Origin of the sequence: Shewanella atlantica (assembly GCF_003966265.1) — a bacterium.
GTDB classification, from domain to species: domain Bacteria; phylum Pseudomonadota; class Gammaproteobacteria; order Enterobacterales; family Shewanellaceae; genus Shewanella; species Shewanella atlantica.
Map to the genome: position 1 here is coordinate 144,556 of NZ_RXNV01000005.1, position 20,369 is coordinate 164,924.

Annotated in this window: 19 protein-coding genes and 1 tRNA gene; 12 read left to right on the top strand and 8 right to left on the bottom strand. The window is 41.8% G+C overall.

What is annotated here, in order from left to right:
* Nucleotides 1-32: 32 nt before the first annotated feature.
* Nucleotides 33-614, bottom strand: coding sequence for a hypothetical protein (locus EKG39_RS13165; protein WP_126506207.1), 582 nt, complete (start codon nt 612-614; stop codon nt 33-35).
* A 130-nt stretch (nt 615-744) separates the two neighbouring features.
* Between EKG39_RS13165 and EKG39_RS13170 the strand changes: the two genes are divergently transcribed.
* Nucleotides 745-1,716, top strand: coding sequence for a DUF4917 family protein (locus EKG39_RS13170; RefSeq protein ID WP_126506208.1), 972 nt, complete (start codon nt 745-747; stop codon nt 1,714-1,716).
* A 157-nt stretch (nt 1,717-1,873) separates the two neighbouring features.
* Here EKG39_RS13170 and EKG39_RS13175 read toward each other — a convergent pair whose 3' ends face one another.
* The 3 genes from EKG39_RS13175 to EKG39_RS13185 form a co-directional block, all read right to left on the bottom strand.
* Nucleotides 1,874-2,332, bottom strand: a complete 459-nt coding sequence (locus EKG39_RS13175; RefSeq protein WP_126506209.1) for a hypothetical protein — start codon at nt 2,330-2,332, stop codon at nt 1,874-1,876.
* A 53-nt stretch (nt 2,333-2,385) separates the two neighbouring features.
* Nucleotides 2,386-3,102 (bottom strand): hypothetical protein, encoded by a 717-nt coding sequence (locus EKG39_RS13180; RefSeq protein WP_126506210.1) that lies wholly within the window; start codon nt 3,100-3,102, stop codon nt 2,386-2,388.
* 179 nt (nt 3,103-3,281) lie between these two features.
* On the bottom strand, nt 3,282-4,055 hold the full coding sequence (locus tag EKG39_RS13185) for a hypothetical protein (protein ID WP_126506211.1): 774 nt from the start codon (nt 4,053-4,055) through the stop codon (nt 3,282-3,284).
* Between the two features lie 497 nt (nt 4,056-4,552).
* Here EKG39_RS13185 and EKG39_RS13190 point away from each other — a divergent pair, with 497 nt between their 5' ends.
* The 9 genes from EKG39_RS13190 to EKG39_RS13225 all read left to right on the top strand — a co-directional run bounded on the left by EKG39_RS13190 (nt 4,553) and on the right by EKG39_RS13225 (nt 13,972).
* Complete coding sequence (locus EKG39_RS13190) at nt 4,553-5,266, top strand: hypothetical protein (protein ID WP_126506212.1); 714 nt, start codon at nt 4,553-4,555, stop codon at nt 5,264-5,266.
* Between the two features lie 150 nt (nt 5,267-5,416).
* A complete protein-coding gene (locus EKG39_RS13195) occupies nt 5,417-6,862 on the top strand; it encodes a hypothetical protein (RefSeq protein WP_126506213.1) in 1,446 nt (481 codons plus the stop codon).
* A gap of 332 nt (nt 6,863-7,194) precedes the next feature.
* Nucleotides 7,195-8,136, top strand: a complete 942-nt coding sequence (locus EKG39_RS13200) for a tyrosine-type recombinase/integrase (RefSeq protein WP_126506214.1) — start codon at nt 7,195-7,197, stop codon at nt 8,134-8,136.
* Entirely contained in the window at nt 8,129-10,189 is a 2,061-nt protein-coding gene (locus tag EKG39_RS13205; protein ID WP_126506215.1) for an AAA family ATPase, read from the top strand. Before EKG39_RS13200 ends, EKG39_RS13205 begins: the two co-directional genes overlap by 8 nt.
* A gap of 108 nt (nt 10,190-10,297) precedes the next feature.
* Nucleotides 10,298-10,753 carry a DUF6641 family protein gene (locus EKG39_RS23405; protein WP_185817596.1) on the top strand — a complete coding sequence of 152 codons (456 nt, stop codon included), beginning with the start codon at nt 10,298-10,300 and terminating at the stop codon, nt 10,751-10,753.
* A gap of 113 nt (nt 10,754-10,866) precedes the next feature.
* Nucleotides 10,867-11,295: a DUF2787 family protein gene (locus tag EKG39_RS13210; RefSeq protein WP_126506216.1), complete on the top strand. Its 429-nt coding sequence runs from the start codon at nt 10,867-10,869 to the stop codon at nt 11,293-11,295.
* An 83-nt stretch (nt 11,296-11,378) separates the two neighbouring features.
* The gene (locus tag EKG39_RS13215) at nt 11,379-11,726 is read left to right on the top strand and encodes a hypothetical protein (protein WP_246028493.1); all 348 of its coding nucleotides are present in this window, start codon (nt 11,379-11,381) and stop codon (nt 11,724-11,726) included.
* A gap of 133 nt (nt 11,727-11,859) precedes the next feature.
* Nucleotides 11,860-12,981 (top strand): DNA cytosine methyltransferase, encoded by a 1,122-nt coding sequence (locus EKG39_RS13220; RefSeq protein WP_126506217.1) that lies wholly within the window; start codon nt 11,860-11,862, stop codon nt 12,979-12,981.
* 130 nt (nt 12,982-13,111) lie between these two features.
* Nucleotides 13,112-13,972 carry a Cfr10I/Bse634I family restriction endonuclease gene (locus EKG39_RS13225; protein ID WP_126506218.1) on the top strand — a complete coding sequence of 287 codons (861 nt, stop codon included), beginning with the start codon at nt 13,112-13,114 and terminating at the stop codon, nt 13,970-13,972.
* A 408-nt stretch (nt 13,973-14,380) separates the two neighbouring features.
* Here EKG39_RS13225 and EKG39_RS13230 read toward each other — a convergent pair.
* A tRNA-Leu gene (locus EKG39_RS13230) sits at nt 14,381-14,465 on the bottom strand.
* A gap of 442 nt (nt 14,466-14,907) precedes the next feature.
* Here EKG39_RS13230 and EKG39_RS13235 point away from each other — a divergent pair.
* On the top strand, nt 14,908-15,036 hold the full coding sequence (locus EKG39_RS13235; RefSeq protein WP_012144337.1) for a DUF3149 domain-containing protein: 129 nt from the start codon (nt 14,908-14,910) through the stop codon (nt 15,034-15,036).
* 143 nt (nt 15,037-15,179) lie between these two features.
* Here the strand turns inward: EKG39_RS13235 and EKG39_RS13240 are convergent, their stop codons facing one another.
* Complete coding sequence (locus EKG39_RS13240; RefSeq protein ID WP_126506219.1) at nt 15,180-15,791, bottom strand: superinfection exclusion B family protein; 612 nt, start codon at nt 15,789-15,791, stop codon at nt 15,180-15,182.
* A gap of 239 nt (nt 15,792-16,030) precedes the next feature.
* Between EKG39_RS13240 and EKG39_RS13245 the strand changes: the two genes are divergently transcribed.
* The gene (locus tag EKG39_RS13245; protein ID WP_126506220.1) at nt 16,031-17,668 is read left to right on the top strand and encodes a sensor histidine kinase; all 1,638 of its coding nucleotides are present in this window, start codon (nt 16,031-16,033) and stop codon (nt 17,666-17,668) included.
* 182 nt (nt 17,669-17,850) lie between these two features.
* Here EKG39_RS13245 and pepT read toward each other — a convergent pair whose 3' ends face one another.
* Both pepT and tcdA read right to left on the bottom strand, forming a co-directional pair.
* Nucleotides 17,851-19,080, bottom strand: a complete 1,230-nt coding sequence (gene pepT, locus EKG39_RS13250; protein ID WP_126506221.1) for a peptidase T — start codon at nt 19,078-19,080, stop codon at nt 17,851-17,853.
* Between the two features lie 229 nt (nt 19,081-19,309).
* A complete protein-coding gene (gene tcdA, locus EKG39_RS13255) occupies nt 19,310-20,125 on the bottom strand; it encodes a tRNA cyclic N6-threonylcarbamoyladenosine(37) synthase TcdA (protein WP_126506222.1) in 816 nt (271 codons plus the stop codon).
* Between the last annotated feature and the right edge of the window lie 244 nt (nt 20,126-20,369).

A 20,369-nucleotide genomic window follows, 5' to 3' on the forward strand; every position in this document is an offset into this window, starting at 1 on the left:
ATGCCTGAGACACTCATTGCTCCCTAGCTTTATCATGTATTTTTAATTCTTTGGACAACCTTTGGATCATATTCATTCCATTGACCATCAAGGTATGCGTATTGAGTGTACCCAATCACTGCAACGCGATTAAGGGCACTTCCACCAAAAACACGCTTCAGGTGATTTTTATAAAGTACTGCTTCTTTATATAGATTCCATATACCCACTTTATGAGCATAATTTGTGGGACACATAATGATTCCTCTGCCTTCGGGATCCTCTTCCAGTTTAGTTAGAATTTTTATGTAATCAAACCAAAGCGTTTTCTTGTTGCTCTTTTCAATTTCCATATAGTACGAAATACCCGCATCATTATGAAATACAACATCCAACTCTCCAACCTTGTCGCCATCAGCATGCACAAGTAATTCAGATTTAAGCTCTGCTACATTGTAATGCTTTGACAATGCCTCAATAATCATATCATCAATATTCGAATCTAGCTGATTACTGTTGGTCTTTTTAACCATCACAGAAAAGCTCATATCTTCAAAGACACCTGAAATTTCTTTAAAGTCTCTGTCTGATTCTCTAGTTTGAATATTAGCAATCTTGAACATATTTTCCTTCATGACACTCCATCTAATTGATTCATTCTAGCAATTTACAGCTCTTTTTAGGAAAAGTGTGATAGACCTATGCATAACAAAATACTTAAGAATATTAAAGTTATATATCCATTACATATATAAAGATTAGCCAATGACATTAGAAACATTTGAGCAGAAACTGGACTCTCTTAACGACGATGAAACCCCGTCAATTTTGTTGGCTAACGGTTTTTCACAAGCTTGGAATCACGATATTTTTAACTATCAGAACCTACTTCAACAAGCTAACTTCGGTGCTCGTGATGCAAATATTAAAGACATCTTTAACAAGTTTGCTACTTACGATTTTGAACGTGTAATGAGAGCGCTTGAAGCTGCTGAAGCTGTTTGTGAAACTTACGGTGTAGATCCGCTAAAAATTGACGAGATTAGTACTGACCAAATACAACTAAAAGAGTCATTGATTCAGGTTATATCGCAAACCCATCCATTGAGATCTAGTCGCGTTACAACGGTTCAATTTGAGAAAGCTAAACCGTTCATAATTCAATTTGATAAAATTTTCACTCTAAACTATGACCTGCTCCTCTACTGGATCGTTAACAAATTCAACATCACTCCAGAAGGTTACTTTACTGATGATGGGTTTCGACGCACAACCTGGGAAAACGTTAATTCTCAGAACGTCTTCTTCCTACATGGCGGTCTGCATATTTACGACTCTGGCACTACGATCAAAAAACAAACGTTTAGAGGAGATGCAGATGAGAGCATTGTCGATCAAGTTCGAGACAACCTCAATCAAGGAAAATTTCCACTCTTCGTATCAGAGCCTACACATCAGAAGAAACTGGCGAGAATTGAACACAACCCATACTTAAACGCTTGCTACAAAGCACTAAAGAAACTGAGTGGTACACTGTTCATTCACGGACATTCTATGGCTGAAAACGATAAGCATGTTTTTGACCAAATTAATAAAAGTGATGTGAACAAGGTATTTATAAGTATTTTTGGTGATGAAAACTCTCAAGTGAATAGAGAAACAATGGCAAACGCAAGACGTTTTATTGAAGCCGATATAGCGTTCTATGATGCAGCAACAGCACCTATTTGGCCATAAGCAACTAACACCTTGTAGTGCCGTAGTTAGTTCTCCACCTAATAAGAGGTGCAAGTAAGCACCTCATTACATACAACCAAATAAACAAACCTAAGGTTAATTGTCGTTACCATGAAGTTTGCTTTGAATACTTACCTCCAGATTCACTTACGCCTTGCTAAGCCTTAGTTTTAACACCAAATTTCTTGAGCTTAAGATCAAAATGCGGAATCAAAATTTCATCTTCGAACATTTTCAATTCAGCCTCTGGTACTTTTATGAATGTGGAGTTATCCATCGGAGACCACCATTTGTGCTCTCCATCATATGCCCCACGAGTAACACCTGCACAAATAAATTTAAAGGGCCGTTCAACCCAACCATGACCATGTTTAGAAAAAATATCGGCTGGCCCTGTAAATTGACCTATACAATATATTCCTTGATTGCCGTGTGTAAGGTAAAAGTAATCCCCAATAGGAGCATTTACGAAGTCCTCGCCCTGCGCAGACTCGCTTCTTCCTTTCGCTTTGGTAGATTTATGCACATAAACTACGCCTGAAGCTATAGACTCAAGAATTTCTGCATAACTAAACTCTTTAGTTCCTTGAGACAGCTTCCAAAATGATACTTTCATTAATTACTCCGTTTTTGAATGTAGACACCGCAGATTGAGCATTGTTATGCTTTTCATAGCTTACCACTACGCGCCATATCTTTGGCCATATCAACAATTCGTGGTGAATGTTCTAAAGCCCTTGGCAGCATTATTATTTCGCCCGTACGACTTAAAGAACACTCAATAAGCCTGTTTGATTTTTCCTTATTGCTGACAATGAATGCCCATGTTAGTCCTAAAAACAAAAAACAGTACACCTTATGGCCTTCGATTTCAGAGACATAAGGCGTAGTAATCAAGTCCTCTTGGATCTTTCCATGGTGATACATCGGAAACAGCATCAAAGGATAATCAGATTCATCTCCAGGTGATTCAGTAAGCAGCATTTGATGGATGATACTTTCATGGTGTTCCAAATTTATTTCTGCGAAGAACTCCAGTTTGGTTACACTTGCCCGCCATAATATCGATAATGCGAAAATTTTAAGTTTGTTGTAATCGAAACCTTTAAGGTGAAACAAATCGCCAACTTGTCTGAACTCTAATGATTTCCTATATCGGGATATAACCGTGCTGGCATACTGCTCATATTTAGAAAAAAACTGTTCACATTGTCCACATAGAAGCCTCTCTCGAACACCTTTTTGCTTGAAGCGGTTTCGTCTTTTTACATCCAATGATATCTCATTAAATCGATGCTTCTCATCGTAAAGCGGAGAAAATGCAAATTCAGGGATAATGTGGGATTGTCTCAATGGCCTCTCTTTGCCGCACAACTTACATTTCATTAAATTTCACCTATAGTAATCTCTAAAGAATTACCAAGTTAACCGAACCAATACACTCAGAAAGTATGGGGAAAACCATTAGCCAAAGACAATACCATGATAATAACGATTACCGTGAAATCAAAAGTATGTAGGGAGTCTATGTAAAGGTGAGTTGAAACTTTCAACTCAGTATTTAGCTAATCAAGGGGAACCAGAATATATAAATGTTCCTTATCTTTATACTCCACCAAATCACACTCATCCCTTGGATTTAAAAAACCAACATGCACAAAGCCAGTATCATGCAGCTTATCTAGATTGTCAGAAATTGTACTTATTGGGACATCAATAGAATCTACAAATGTTGAAAAGTATTCAGAAAACTCGCTATATGTTTCAACCATAAATTCGGCATCACCATCGCAAAACTGCTGCTTCGTTAGCTCAAATATAAAATACAATCCCATTTGATAGGCCATGAGTGGCGTCTTCCCGTCAAAAACCAGACTATTTAGCTGCCTAATAAGGGGGAGTAATTTTGTATCTACGAACTCATGACGCATAAAATCATACCTGATGCAGTCATCAGGGTATTCATCGCGTAAAGATTTAAGATCAATGTACAGTTGCAAGTACTGCTTTTTTTTAAGGCCTATAATTTCCACTTCTTCTAGGGAGGGTTTAGATGATGCAGTTTGCAGTACGGCTGCTTCACTAAGCTTATCAAATGCAGATTTTAAAGACGTACGAGAACGAGGTACGTCACGTTGTTCAAACTCTTGAAATTGTCTCGCAAAGTCTGTTGACGACTCATACTCAACAAATATGCAGTCTTTTCGGTATAGCCCTTTCGGGTGTTGCCCTAATATCACAAAGAGAGCTATTTGATAGGCTAGTAAGCTTTCCACTCCCATGATAGAAAACCTATGATTTATATGTCGAATCAATATTTCTCTTATATCTTCACTCATCACTAACCTACTTCCCTGAATAGTTTTAATTCCAATGTATAAGCACTCTTTTCGAGGTGCCTATGAGATGCAATCAAGGCAGCCTATCACCTAATTAATTGGTACGTAAGTTCGGATGTAAGAAACATCGAGGGGTACAAATATAGATACTTACAACATCCAAGCAGGCAACCAGTTATAGCGCCTTATCAGGTCACTAATTGGTACGTAAGTTCGGATGTAAGAAACATCTTAGGTTCAAATATAGATACTTACAACATCCAAGCAGGCAACCAGTTATAGCGCCTTATCAGGTCACTAATTGGTACGTAAGTTCGGATGTAAGAAATATCTTAGGTTCAAATATAGATACTTACAACATCCAAGCAGGCAACCAGTTATAGCGCCTTATCAGGTCACTAATTGGTACGTAAGTTCGGATTGATCGAGTTCTATCGGGACAATTATTTAACAATATTCACGAATTCAAAAATCATCACTCTACATAAGGAATTAAAATGAAGAAGGCGAAGAAGCAAGTATCACCAACCAAAGCAAAGGCTAAGAAGCCTGTATCCCCAACCGAAGCGAAGGCAAAACAACTTCAACAACAAATCGTAGCTAACTGTCGAGGTAACCAGAAACCAATATATGAGTTCTGTATTAATAACTATTTTTTAGACCTTGGTTTTAATAGTTTAAAGGAGTGGGCAGTTAAAAATCAGGATGCATTGGGCCGTAGTTACGACTCTATAAACAATGACTTCATAACTGCAACCATTACAGTAAATATGTGTGGCGAGGAGAACATAGGTAAATTTAGCTCTTATGCCTTTCTTCAAATGAAAAAACTATCAGCAGAACAACGCAAAGAACTATTCGAACACGCACAAGAACACTTTAATGAAAAAGTGCTAAATGACAAGCATCTAACCCATGAAAATATAAAAAAGTTCATGGAAGAAATGAAGCTCCGCCCCAAAGATGACGATAGCGACAATGAAACTAAACAGAAAGGTGACATCTCTATCCACGACAAAAAAGTACTGAAATTTCAACAAGCTTTAGAAAAGGCAGACTCAAAGATTTTTGCCAAGCGAATTGCAATAGCTGTCAATGAGACAACTAAGCCGTTATCGCAATTATCCATCTGTAAGGTGATTCTCAAAACACACAATAACCCGGAAGTTATCACTCTCATAAACAATATGATTGCTGAATTAAAGAAATAGACTTCAGATCCAGAAGCTTAATCACGAAGTTCACTGCTGAGAGAACTGTAATTTTAAATTGCTCATATACATCATTCGACTTAACCATTACCGAAAGTCATCTGGATAGTGATGTATATGAGCACTAGGACACTTCAAAGGTTATAACAGATGAAAATTCGAAATAACTCTTCTAATAGCACTGTCACTAAGCTTATTACTCCTAAGCCATGTCCCCTTAAGCTTAGCCTTGCTAAGCACCAGTTAAGATCAGCGATCAACAAGTATCCCTATTTTTTTGAGCCACTGGCCGAGCTACCCACTTCAGTAGACAAAGAACTGCTCCTTGAGTTATCAAGCAAGTACACAAATTTTTATCATTCATCAGGAAAGTTCAGAGAACTAAGTGATGAAACAATCTCTAGCTTTGTACAGAACGATGAATACATTCGGCACGCTCACCAGTTGCTAAGTTCAACACTTGGATCCCCTGCAGAGCATTTAGAAGTTAGCATTGATGATTGCTCCTTTACCTTAGAGTTAAGTTCAGAGGTGTGGAAACAAATGGGAGCTCAAAGCTCCAAAAAGCCTAAAGGCAAGCATGCTGAATTAATGCGTCTGGTAAAGGAGAACTCACACGGAGAAGTAGTACTAAAGATCAGCCATGGCTCGGGAGGAGAGCTTGCCCACCTCTACGGGCATCACTGGGTATATCGCTTTAGCGCAGGAGGAGAAATTCGTTTTCATTATATGCCTGTTGATAACAGCTCAAGTAGCCCAAACGGAAAGCACAAGAATAGCGAAACCATACGCTCATCTAGAATATCTTTTCGCCTTTCATCACTTGGCATTAACAACCTTAGAATATTCCTTAGCTGGCTCAGAAGTTTATCCATACAAGAATATGATAGAGCTGTTTTTCATAATGACTCAAAAACAAAAGGAACTACTAACGGGGCATACATAACCAGAATAGATTTTGAAGCCAAGTTTTATGCCCTTCCATTTCCCTTCTTGATGCTGAAAGACACTCATCATTCAGTTGAGCACTTTGCTATATTTCCGAAGAATTCGAGCAAGTCAATGGCTAGCTCGGCCTACTCTGGAGACCACGCTAACAACTCACACTTCATCCTTTATGATGCTGTACTCAAGCTTATCGATAAAGGGTTAATCACGCTCGAGGAGGCTGGGTGCTTTGTAGAACTTTGCAAGATTGAGCGGCGCTTGTTGCCAAGTAAAAATGGGAATGGTGGATTGTTAGTTACAGGCCTTGATAAAGTTAACGCGAACTTTGAACGTCTGTACATCTACTCTCCAAAAGTATTCCAACACTTACCAGAAAAAGTAGCAGTTAAGCTTGCACGTTTTAAGTCTGATGCTGTCTGGGGCAATTTGGGAAAGCGAGAAACGAAGCAGCTAGAAAAGGTACTCAATGACCATCAATTCAAAATCCCAATCAATGCCGATGAAATTAATTTGAAATGTTACCTGCTGGCTCAACAACTTCAACGAGTCATAATGGAACCAAGCCTGAATACACACCGAATAACAGAGGGAAATTCAGAGCCATTAAAAAGGAGTGTGCTTAAATCTCTAAGTATCGAGCCACGCTAATTAATTTTGCATTTAGCTCATTGCTCACTAGATTAGTTTTCGCAATAAAAAGCTTCTACAAAGCGCTTAATTCATACTCTAGGGTGTGTTTTAAGCTGTCTTTGATGGCCTGTTTTTTCATCGTGTGTAGTGATACAGAAACTCTAATGCTCGGCTCTTTTCGTCGATGTCAGGCAAAAATGCAGTCCACTTCCGGTTAGTGTACGTTACCGTGAAGTTGAGGTTTCCTATGAAAACCAACCGTCTGAAACGGCCACTAAAATCGCTCTCAACAGCCTGATATAATTAAGTTATCAGCACGAAGTTCTTTGTGCTCTATCTAGGCTCCCCATATGAATAATCAAACTCCGACGGCGTTGTTTTTGTCACGCCTTGCGCCCAGTGGGCGTAGACCTTTGCGCAGTCAACTAAACACAGTACTCAAGCTGTTCAAATGGAAAGGTGAAGTGGAAGAGCAACCATTTCACACGCTGAATTACGCTCAAATCGAATATGTGAAACGCCATAGATTGGATGAGGGTAAGTCTCCCCGAACCGTCAACTTAGTGGTGTTCGCACTTAAGGCCATTGTTAAGACGGGCTTCCTGATGGGAGTGGTGGACGATGTTCAATGGCGGCAGGTTCAAGCGGTTAAGCGACTACCCACCAACCCGAGTAGCCGAGGCAAGGCGTTATCATCCAGCAGTGTTGGTCAGTTAATTAACATCTGTTATCTGGACAAGCGGTACATCGGCAAACGGGACTGCTGCATATTGGCCCTGTTTCTCAGTACTGGCCTAAGGCGCTTTGAGTTAGCCAACCTGACGGTCAGTGATATCCACCTTGATAAACGTACCTTAACGGTCAAGTCCGGCAAGGGGAAGAAGCCACGTAAACAACCGATACCTACATGGGCGTTAACCTATATCGACAACTGGCTTAGAGTGAGAACTCATCAACCTGGGGACTTGTTCAACCCTATTTGGAACAATGTCATTAAGCATGACCGTGGTCTCAGCAGTGCCGCCCTCTATCAGATAGTCAAAGCACGTACATTAGCCGCCACTGGCATAACCATTTCCCCCCACGACCTACGCAGAACCTTCATTACCGAACTACTCAACCAGAAGGTCGATTTAAGTACCGCCAGCAAACTGGCAGGCCATGCCAACGTCACTACCACCCAAATCTATGACAAGCGTGATGAGTCAGTAATGAGAGAAGCCATTGACCAGCTGGACTATCAGCTTAATGACCAACTTAATGGTCCGCTAGATGGAGGCGAACATGACTAGAATCCATCTAGAACCCTTTTATTCTTTTGATAACTTAATAGTTGAAGCATCCCCCATACGGGGACACCAAGGCTGTGCAACCACCTATGCCTATAACGCCCTAGCCTCTGGGTTTATCGGCAACTCAGACCTTGAATACGTCACAAGCCGCATGATTAAAGTGCTGTGTGGTAAAGGCTTTGATAAGAGTTCAACCAATAAGCTCAAGGCTATCCAACGCCATTTAAAGGCTCGGTTAACCCCGACCAAGACACCCGACTTAGACCACAACTGCCAACTGCTCGCGAAAGGACTCGGACTACCCAATGATAGCTGGAAGGTGGTTAGGTTTATCGTGGTGATGAACGCTAATCGCGGCCTATTCGACTTCATCAACAAAATACTGCCAGAGGATAACTATGCCAATGCCATGTTCGCATCAATGCTTGACCTTGAGGAAGGCCTGTTAATACTTATTCTAAAGGCGTTAGCCACCACGGGCTTGTTTGACCAATTCTTCGATAATGAATTGATTGATTTTATGAATATACCGCAGCCCATCGTTAACCTGTTGCTCGGTCCCAAGGTGAAATATTACGTCAATCTGATTGAGCCATTTATACAATCCAAAACCAAGTCAGAGCTGAAATTGCGTCACTTCAGCCACCTTGAGTGTGACACCTTGCTCCAGTTCCTCGAAATCACGATTAATCACTCCACGCCGGGTATCAATATTCTGCTCTATGGGTTGCCCGGTACGGGGAAATCTGAACTCGCCAAGGTGTTAGCCGATAGAACTCACTCACACCTTATCGCTATTAAACCCGTTGGGAGTGAGCTGAAGGATATCAAACCCAAATACCAAAAGGAGGTCTCTAGTGCCAGCCTCAGGTTGCAATACCTCACGCTAGTGCAAAGGCTCGTATCTCCCGATGAGAAAACTCTGCTATTGATTGATGAGTGCGAAGACGTCTTTGAACAAAGTATTTCCCATCAAGGCTGCGGCAAAGACATTTTGCATGAGCTGATGGAGCAAAACACCATACCCACGGTTTGGATTACCAATCATATTGATGCTATCCCCAATAGCTGTATTCGCCGTTTCTCCTACATCCTCAATGTCAGTATTCCTGATAACCGAGTGATGGAGAGTCTGATGGATAACAGCTTCAAAGGGCTAAGGGTATCCAAAGTATTTAAGAAACAGTTGGCGTCACGGCCTAATGTCGCCCCCGCCAACGTCACTAATGCCGCATTTGTCAGCCATGCTGTAGGGCTCACGGGTAAGGCTGCCGAACACAATATCGATACGATGGTTAAAAGCAACTTAGAAGCCTGTGGCTACAACTTCCATACCAATAGCTATAAGCCACAACTTCCCTTCTCTACCGACTACCTCAACATCAAAGGTGGCAACCAAGCCATTGGTCAGCTAGAGAAAACCATTAACCAACAATGCGATATACGCACCTTGTTAGTGGGTCCACCGGGAACAGGAAAAACAGCGGTAGTTGAGTACTTGGCCAATATCAGTAACCGTGAACTGGTTACTATTAGATGCTCTGATGTACTCGGTAAGTACGTAGGAGAGAGTGAGAAGAATATCGCCCGTATCTTTCAACAGGCCGACAATAACAACAGCATCTTGTTCTTCGATGAGGTGGACAGTCTACTGCTAGATAGAGGCGGCTTAAACGCCAGTTGGGAGATACAACAAGTCAACGAACTGCTGACACAGATGGAGTGTTTCAATCAGCCTTTCTTTGCTGCGACTAATTTCTCAGAGCGTCTAGACAGAGCTGTACTGCGTCGATTCGACTTCAAGCTATCGTTTGATTATCTGACAGAGAAACAAGCTCAGAATCTGTTTAGGAGCGTCACAGACACAGATACGTTAACGACTCAGACAGTAGACTCAATTAATTCACTTAAGCTACTGACTCCCGGCGACTTTTCTATCTTAAAACGACGGCTAAAGCTAAGTAATTTCAAACTAAGCACCGATGAGTGCTTGGCCATTCTCACCATCGAGAACAACAATAAGCCCGGTAACAGAACCATCGGCTTTAAGTAGCAACACCAACCTTAATTTATACCTGATTAAACACCATGACGTCTAACCCAACACAGGGCTAGGCCATTCATTAGTACGCCCATCAACCAACCACAAAAGGTAACCACCATGACAACAGCATTATTGAGTTCACTCAAGGTCACCGTTCGCCCAGCCGACGGCAGCAGCAACCCCCTCATTCAACGAAGGGAAAAGCTACTCACCAAGCTCAGCCAGCAGAAGATATTGGCTAATGCACTAGTCGAGAACGAAACCCACACTTTCTACCGTGAAAAATGGGTCAAAGATGAAGAGACTGGCGAGAGGGAAAAGGTACAGGTGCCGAAGAAGGTCAGCCCTTGGTTCTACAAACGCAACAATCGTTACTACCTTGAGGTGCGTAGTGGTAACAAACCATTGGAGCTGCAAAAAGGGATGCACGCCATTGAGGTTGGCGAAGAGGAGGAGTTAGTTAACACCATCGAAACCATTATCGAGGCTGTAGTGGCAGGTGAGCTAGACCCATTGCTTATTAAGGGAGATAAGCCGGGCACAAAGAAGGATAAGACTAACAGTAAGAAGTGATAGGCAAGCAGCTACCACAATCATCCATTCCAACCTTAACCACCAATGCACAAAGCAAGTGCCTGATATTCGTCAGGCCACGCTTTCTTTCACACCGCCAACTGGACACCACTATGACTATCAAGATAAAACACCAAGATCTCTGCCTACCCATATCACCCATGTTTGCCATGCACTTGGCAGAGCTTATCAGCGACCATAAAGCTGCTTCAGCCGTTACCGTCAACTTCAGAGATCCTAATTACTCGGCCGAACGTGGTTGCTTTCATCCAGTTGAAGTTAGGCTAGAGAAAGAGGCTAATGCCGAGCATGGCGAGCAATGGCGTATCTGCTACATCACCGACTTTAGCTATGTCGGTGCTGGCTACATGGCTGAACTAACCAAAGAACTAGACTTCGATTTTGACAATGGCATTTTCCAACACCTGATGCGGGCAACACCACTAGAACAAGCAAGGGAGATTCACCCGATATGGGAGCAAAACTTCCTAGCTTATAGCCTGGGTATAAAAGCTTACCAAGTTGAGGTAACAACAGAGTAGCGATTACCAGCTCCCCCCCTCTAGATAACTTCATAAAAATTGGTATTCTAGGCGCGTGATTTAATGCCAAGCTAAGGAAAAATATGGAACTATATAAACAAGAATTTGGCCAAAACTTTGACCTAGGCTTCGACTTATCTCTGTACCCTTGGTTAGTAGATAAAAGCTGGCACAATGATGTCTCACCTAGCTTCTACTTTAAAGCTCCAACAGGCTTTATGGTGCTTTGGGTAGATTATGAAGATCCTGTTCAAAGAGAAGACAGCGAACAAGATCGCTATGTTGTGATGACGGCCGTTAACAGCGGTACAGACAAATATTCTGAGATACATCATGATGAAGATAGCACTATCATTTTCTCATCAAATCATACCGATAGTTGCTTAGTTTTTTTGCTAACAGCTCATGAAAGCGAAGTAACGCCCATATAACCTTCAATAGCTTAGCTGCACTCGTCATTTCTATCGCAACATTTGCTTAAACCCACAGTCAGAAAAGTGTTAGCATACACAGCTTCACTGTTGATGACACTTCACTAATTCTTAATTTCGGTTGCATTACTTCATGAACAAACCAATTCTATTTTCATTTTTCTCAGGCTCAGGGTTTTTGGATCTCGGTTTTGAAAACGCCGGATTCGAGGTGGCCTTTGTAAACGAATTCCACCCACCATTTTTAGAAGCCTACAAATTCACTCGTGCGAGTATGAAACACGATATACCTAATCATGGTTACAGCCAAAATAGTATTGAAGACTTTCTGGTTGGAGAGGAAGGACAGAAATTTAGCGCTAAAGTCGATGATGCAAAATCAAGTGGACGACTGGTAGGCTTTGTTGGTGGACCACCTTGTCCCGATTTCTCTGTCGGAGGAAAGAACAAAGGAAGTGAAGGCGAAAACGGTAAGCTAACTCGCACCTATATCGACCTTATAGTAAAAGACAACCCTGACTATTTTATCTTTGAAAACGTTAAAGGGTTATGGCGCACAACACGCCACAGAGAGTTCTACGATAGCATGAAAGCCAAATTAGAAAATGCAGGCTATGAACTCACTGATAGGCTAACTAATAGCATTGAGTACGGTGCGCCGCAAGACCGAGATCGGATATTTTTATTCGGCATTAAGCGTAAACACATAAGTAATAAATTGAATGGCTCTGAACTAAGCACGGCCTTTGATTGGGACAAACACCTAAAAGTCGACTTAGACTCTGTTATGGGTAAAGGTAAATGGCCTGATATGCACCCTTTCGTAGAAAGTGAAATGACTGACTTTTCTGACTACATTAGTCAGAAACAAAAAGAGTTATCGATCCAGCATTGGTTCGATAAAAATGATGTGTTAAATCATCCAAACGCAAATCACCACTTCCAACCTAAATCAGACAAATTCAAGGTCATTCAGGAAGGTGACGATTCTAAAAAGTCGTTTAAACGGCTTCACAGATGGCGTTATTCACCAACCGCCGCATATGGGAATAACGAAGTTCACCTTCACCCATACAAGGCTCGTAGAATTAGCGCCGCAGAAGCTTTGGCAATTCAATCTTTACCAGCTGAGTTTCATTTACCAGCCAACATGACTCTTAGCAATATGTTTAAAACCATTGGTAACGGTGTTCCATACCTTGCAGCCAAAGGGCTAGCCGATACCGTCAATGATTTTTTAAAGAAATGTACATAAGTTAAACCTTTACACTGGACATTAGGCTAAAGAAAAAAGCATACTCCTGAACAGTCTTAGTAGTGCATGCCGACTAAAACGGCGTCAACCACTACTAAGCTTTTCAAGCTTATATATGGAGTAAAACCTAATGCCACAGTTAGTGAAGAAAGATCGCAATGACAAAGCGATCGTAGATACAAAAGCCGCCTTTATTGCGTCAATCAACGGCGTTGTCCCTCAAGACGCTTGGAATTATGAATCTCACCTCGATTACATCCAAAAATTAGTTCAAACCGAAGACTCAAGAGTTACCTCAGGTGCTATATCTAACTGCCGAGGAACTTGGTTCGAATGGATGATAGCAATAGATATTTATAACCATTGGTGTACCAATGAACATAACCTCTTAATGCTACCTTTACCGAATATTAGCCGCTTTGATAGTGCCACTCTTTACCAAGAAAGTGTGTGTGAATACATTTTCGATCTAAGGGCTAAATTAAAAGCATCCCTTGATATCGAGTTAATCACTTCAAACCCTGATTTCGTCATATTTGATACCACAAACTTTAGCGAACTATTGCCAAGACAGCCAATTACAGCTGTTGATGACCAAGCTATTGACTTTATTGACAACGTATTTCGAAAATTCATAGGTGAATGCAGCTTTACTGATATTTTAGGTTATATGGCCACTAAAACATCACTGCGGCCTGATCGAAGATTACAAATAGTCCATGAGGGCAGCTTAACCAAAGCGCTATATGTTCATCTGCAAACTAGACTATGGATCGATAAACCACGCTCAATAAAATATTTCGGTGCATCATTAAAATTAAACAACAAAGACAGACAAGCATTGAAGACTGTCGCGACTCACTCGATCACAACTGTTTTATCAGAGCCTGAAAGAGCTGTAGACGAGTGCTTTGAACTGTCATCAAGAGACAAACTACTTGAAGCCATACAAGAAATGAGTAGTTTGCTGTTCCCAAATTCAGATTATTGATGATTTGAGTATTTTCTAGGAATACAGGGGATTTGCCATCCCCTATGAAACTCCGCTTTAGTTCAATATCACAAGTCTATCCATCACAAGCAATACATGACTAAATCCAGTCGAGTTATGGGTGCATTTATCAGTAATACCAAGCGAGCTTATTTCGTGACCTACCACCTGCTGTACTAGGTTTACTTGCTTCTAACGGTGATTATCACGGTCAAACTCCGGTCATGACAGAACTTAACATATTCGATGAGACTGCTTAGATACCAAGGTGAATGGTCTCATAGCTTGCAAAAATCTCATGCAAAGGTGACCATTCTGATACTTAAAAATGAGAAGGTAGAAAGGGGGGGTGAATATTTACTATACGTCAGATACGAAAAAACCCTGCGTTAGCAAGGTCTTAAAGTTTGGTACCGGAGGACGGACTTGAACCGTCACGCTCGAAAGCAACGGATTTTGAATCCGTCGTGTCTACCAATTCCACCACACCGGCAAAGCTTTAGTAGCTGTATATCTCATTGCAAATCATAAAATTCTTTGCAAACCTTTGCAAGATAAATCGTATCTAAAAAGGATTTTTAACTTCGACTATTCAATATGTTATAGCAAATCAGAACTTAGAGACGCTATATTTTGAATCCGTCGTGTCTACCAATTCCACCACACCGGCTTAATCAAATAGACTAACTGAAGCTAAGACCTCAGTAAGTGACGGCGATTATACCTTTGCAGATGATAATGGCAAGCCTTTTAAAAGAGGAATAGTGTTAAGCGGACAAATTTAGCGCAGATAGTTCAGGGCTCTCTCTCAGGTAGGATTCAACTTGTTCATATTTATGCCAACTTTATTGATCGAGATCAGTTTATTGACAGCGAAACAAGACTAATTTAGGGGAGAGTAATGAATACTGATGTTTGGAAAGAGGATTTCGCCCATGGCTTTCTGGTTAGATTTAATGTTTGGTAATCCGATAGGATTAATGTCGATGATAGTCATCTTCACCACTATAGGCATCATGTCCTATCTCATCTGGCTGTTCATTGACAAGTCTAAGCCGGAATAAACACAAGGTTTCGATGAAGCAGCAAGATTTTTGCTGTTTCTAATGCAATGGGGGCAATGAAGCCCCCATCTTTTTCTCTGTTTCTCTGTTTCTCTCTAATTCTCACTATTTTTCGCTGAACGACAATCCCAGGTTAACCAGGATTAAGCCGCATGCTTACGGGCAGTTACCAGATTGTGAGCAAAAGGCGGTCTTGCCTTTATGAGGTTTTGCATCTCCTCTTGACTTGGTTCGCCTGCAGGCAACCTTAATACCTGTCGATTAAGATAGACTCTAGCTCTCATCGATATCTTATAGTCTGCCGTTGGCCCTTGAATAGCATAGTGTTTCTGATTACCAAGGTGTTCAATAATATTCGTTGTAAGTAAGCTACACACTGCAGGTTCATTTTGCGGCAACGTCAGAACGGTCTCGCCTTGGAGGAAAAACTCTCTCAAAAGGGCCCGCTCGGTTGGATCGAGTAGCTTTACTTTCTCCTCGATGATCTCTGTGTTACGTTTGTTCTTTAAATAACCAATCGCTTCATCCAGAAAATAGTTAAGTACTTGAGTCATAAGATAGGCAACACCAATAATTAAACCTAAGCCTATAAAATGAGAATTGGCTGTCACGGCCACATCCAGATTCAATGCCGATAGCAGTGTCTTAGGTATAAGCAACAGCGCTCCGCTCACGATAGCTAACCAGAGCATCGAGCTGAAGATAAACTGTTTAGGGGTCGATTGCTTATTGAATTGAAATTTTAGTTTCTGCATATGAAGACCTAGTGTCAAAAATCCGTACTTACTATGAAACAAAGCAAAAATAATGCCATAAATTAACGAAGTTGTTCCATTGTCTATTTTTCGGCTTTTATCTTTGTTTTTAACACACTAACTTGATCAATAACGCTAGAAGCGGTCTATGCTTATAGCTACAAAAGGCAGCACAATTTATGGACCGCAGACACCATAATTGAGCAAAATAACTTACCTCGAGGCGCAGAAAAGGGTTCATGCAGACATTTACAGGCCGGTTAATTAAAAGCCCCATAGGTCGAAAGCTGACTTTGTCGATAGTCTTGTTTAGCTCCATCATTACCCTACTGACAACAGGCTTTCAACTCGTCAATGACTATAAGGGCGATGTCGATAGAATATCTCGTCAATTTACCAGTATCGAAAAAGTTAACTTAGATGTACTGGCTGCCAGTATCTGGGTCATCGACGAACGTTTGATCAACACTCAGCTCAATGGCCTGATTCAACTGCCTGATATCACCTATATCTCGATCAACGATGATAGTGGTCAGGTATGGATTGCCGGTAAGCCTACACCAGAGAATACGATAGAGAAGTCTTTTGAACTATTTTACAGCTCAGGTAGTGACAGCATCCCCGTAGGCACTCTATTGGTCCAAGCAGATCTCAAAGCCGTTTATGAAAAGCTACTGGACCGCGCCATTATTATCTTGCTTTCAAATGCGATAAAAACCTTTATCGTTGCTGGTTTCATCCTATTTTTAGTCTGGTATTTCGTAACCCGACACTTGCACCGTTTAAGTCAATATTGCCAACAGATAGATCTCGATTCCCCAGCAATCCCCCTTACGTTTGATAAAAATGACAAGAAAGAAGATGAGTTCCAGCAAGTATCGCTTGCGATTAATGGCATGCAAAATCAAATTCGTCGCTCCTTCTCCGATATAAAAAAATCTAAACAGGAGCTTCAGGAGTCTCTGGCAGACAGAGAGCGTTTACTCGAGTTAGAAACCAGCTATAAAGACGAATTATCGAGGCAAGTGAAAGAACGCACCCAGGAGTTAGAGCAGTCTTTACTCGTGCTTAAGCGTGCGCAGGAAGTTCTGGTCGAACAAGAGAAGATGGCCGCTTTAGGTGGTCTGGTATCCGGTGTCGCACATGAAATAAACACACCTATTGGGATCTGTTTGACGGCTGCCAGCTCTCAGCTCATTCACATCCAAGAGTTAATCAAGTTAATCCACAGCGAGAACGCCACTCTGGAGGAGATAAATTCTATTCTGGAAGAGTATCAGGAAAGCTGTGAATTAATCGTCAGTAATATTACACGAGCAAGTTCGCTTATCCAGAAATTTAAAACCGTTGCCGCACAACAGAGTTTAGAAGAGAAGCGCAGCTTCAATTTAAAACAGAGCTTGGTTGAGAACCACGAAGCCATGAAGATTCTATTCGGTGAGCAACATGTAGATGTTCAATTCGACTTAGATCCAGAACTTGAAATAATAACCAACCAGAACCTATTAAAGCAGATAATCACCAATATCCTCTCAAATGCTTACTCGCATGCATTCAAACAGAAAGATCATGGTGTCATTTTAATCAAGGCTCAGTTGAAAGGGGAGCAGCTCAATATTTCGATACAGGATAATGGTTCCGGGATATCTAAAGAGGCCTCCACTCATATCTTTGAGCCGTTCTATACCACTAACCGCAGCCAGGGTGGCACAGGCCTGGGCTTATCAGCTGCATTTAATGCTGCCACTTTACTGAAGGGAAATATAAAACTTGAATCTGAATGTGACTTGGGTGGAGCCGGCTTCTTTATTTCTTTTCCGGTAACGGTTCCCCATCATGATCCTGACACAGACTTTCTACCTGAAACTTTCAGCTGACCATAACGATCAGTCGAAATGACTCAATCAACCTATGCCCACAGCTCTTCGGCGGTGAGTTTACAGATATCTATGGATTACAGGCACAATGGCCTTCTCCGGATGAGATGAACGTACTCGGCTAAGGTAAACAACTCCCTTAGCCAGCACGTAATAGAGCCCCCTTTAATAGGACGTTAAAACTAAACCTGTTGTTCTTTGGCGGTGAGTTTACATATGTCTATTATCACGTCGACAGCCTTCTCCATTGACTCAAGGCAGATGTATTCGTGCTTGCCATGGAAATTGTGTCCGCCGGTAAAGATGTTGGGGCAAGGTAACCCCATATAAGATAGCCTTGAACCATCGGTTCCACCTCTAATAGGCTTAACCAATGGAGTCACACCCTGATTGATTATTGCTTTTTCAGCAATATCGATAATATGAGGATAAGGTAATATCTGCTCCTTCATATTAAAATAGCTATCGGTGATATTTATCTCTAAGCTACCAAGAACAAGATCTGCATTATAGCTCTTGACCCGCTCCGTTAACCAAGTCTTCCTTTTTTCAAATAGTTCCAGATCGAAATCACGAATAATATAGGTAAGCTCGGCTGCTTCGGTTTGCCCCTGCATATTGATTAGATGGAAAAAACCATCATAATCTTTACTTCCCTCTGGCGTATCATGCAGTGGCATCTTTGCATGGAAGCGAGCGGCCATGGTTTGGGCATTCACCATCACACCATAGGCAGTTCCCGGATGACAATTATTACCTTTTGCAGTGATCACCGCCGTTGCGGCATTGAAATTTTCAAATTCAAGCTCACCAAGCTGGCCACCATCTATGGTATAAGCCCACTGTGCACCAAACTCTGGCACATCAAAATGATCGGCACCTCGTCCAATCTCCTCATCGGGAGTAAAGCATAGGCGTACCTCTCCGTGCGGGATCTCGGGATGTTGCAGAAGGAAATGTAACGCCGTAATTATTTCAGAGATACCCGCCTTATCATCACCACCTAACAAGCTGGTACCATCGGTAGTGATTAAGGTTTTACCTAAGTATTTGAGCATGTCAGGAAACAACTCTGGGCTCAATAATTCATCTTCCCCCAGTTTTATTTCGCTACCGTCGTAATCATGGATCAGCTGAGGAGTCACATTCGCACCACTGAAATCCGGAGCGGTATCCAGATGGGCGATAAATCCTATACAGGGAACCCCCTCAATGGTTTTAGGCACACTCGCAGACAAGTAACCTTTATCGGAGAGCTCAACCCTATGGAATCCCAACTCTTCCAGCTCCAGCTTTAGCAGCTTGGCAAATTCAAATTGCGACGGAGTACTAGGGGACTCAAGATTTTGACCATCAGACTGAGTATCAATCTTAATATAACGCAGGAAACGTTCTAACAGTGCTTGTCTCATAAGAAGACTACCAAAAGTAAAAGTGACCAGAGTCTATCAAGTCATTTTGGGCAATCATTAGATTTTGATCAAAGTTTGGTTAATTTAAAGTGTGCGCGAAGATACGGCAGAGTTAACAGGCAACGTCATAGTAATGACGCCGCCTGAATCTGGTACTAAGGATTGAGGGTCTGCGAATCAGGATCAACAATCGGTAGTGATATTTTTTACTACTTCACCCTTTTATTATTTAGAGCGCTTTTCTTGCCAGCTTAGTCAACACCCGACTCGCGGCAACAAATCCGAATGTACCGGTAACCACTGTCACCGCACCAAAACCGGATGCGCAGTCCATACGCATGCTGCCATCGGCATTAGCCTTGGTATTGCATACGCTGCCATCTGCTTGCGGATAAACCAACTGCTCAGTTGAGAAAACCGCTTCGATACTAAATCGTCGTTGCACATTTTTAGAGAAGTTGTGCTCCCGGCGTAGCAGGTTTCTCACCTTGGCCAACAGAGGGTCTTGATATGTTTTCGCTAAATCCGCCACCTGAACCTGCGTGGGATCGACCTGACCACCCGCACCACCTACAGTCACTATGGGAAGCTTCTGCCGCTTACACCAGGCAATAAGTGCCGCCTTAGGTTTTACGGCATCGATGCAGTCCACTACGTAGTCGAGTGTGCCATCCTGTTTCTTGCCGATGAAATATTCCCCCAGATTTTCCACTGTGATGAAATCCTCCACCTGATTGACCTTACAATCCGGGTTTATCTGCAAAATACGCTCAGCCATTACCTCAACCTTTGACTCACCTATCGTCTCTTTTAAGGCATGGATCTGACGGTTGGTATTGGTCACGCAGATATCATCGAGATCGATTAAGGTGATCTCACCGATCCCGCTTCTTGCCAACGATTCAGCGACCCAGGTTCCCACACCGCCAATACCGACAACGGCAACATGTGACTGCGCGAATTGAGCTAATGCCTTTTGACCATATAAACGGCCAATACCTGCAAATCGATTTATATATGCTTCAGAAAGCACCAATTCTTCCAACACAAACTCCAACAAGGCTAATAGTCATCTATCACATCTGCCACTTTGACATTTTCAAATCACAACGGCACCGTTCGGCGCTCAAATTGCCACAACAAGACGAATAGTTAAGTAGAGTAATTTTATCTCATTTCAACTACAAAAACTAAAACAAGTTTAATTCTCAACCTTCTCACACACTTGTTAATCAAGATCACTAAAATTCATCCTAACTTACCGAGCCTGTTCAATTCTGTTAATCAGA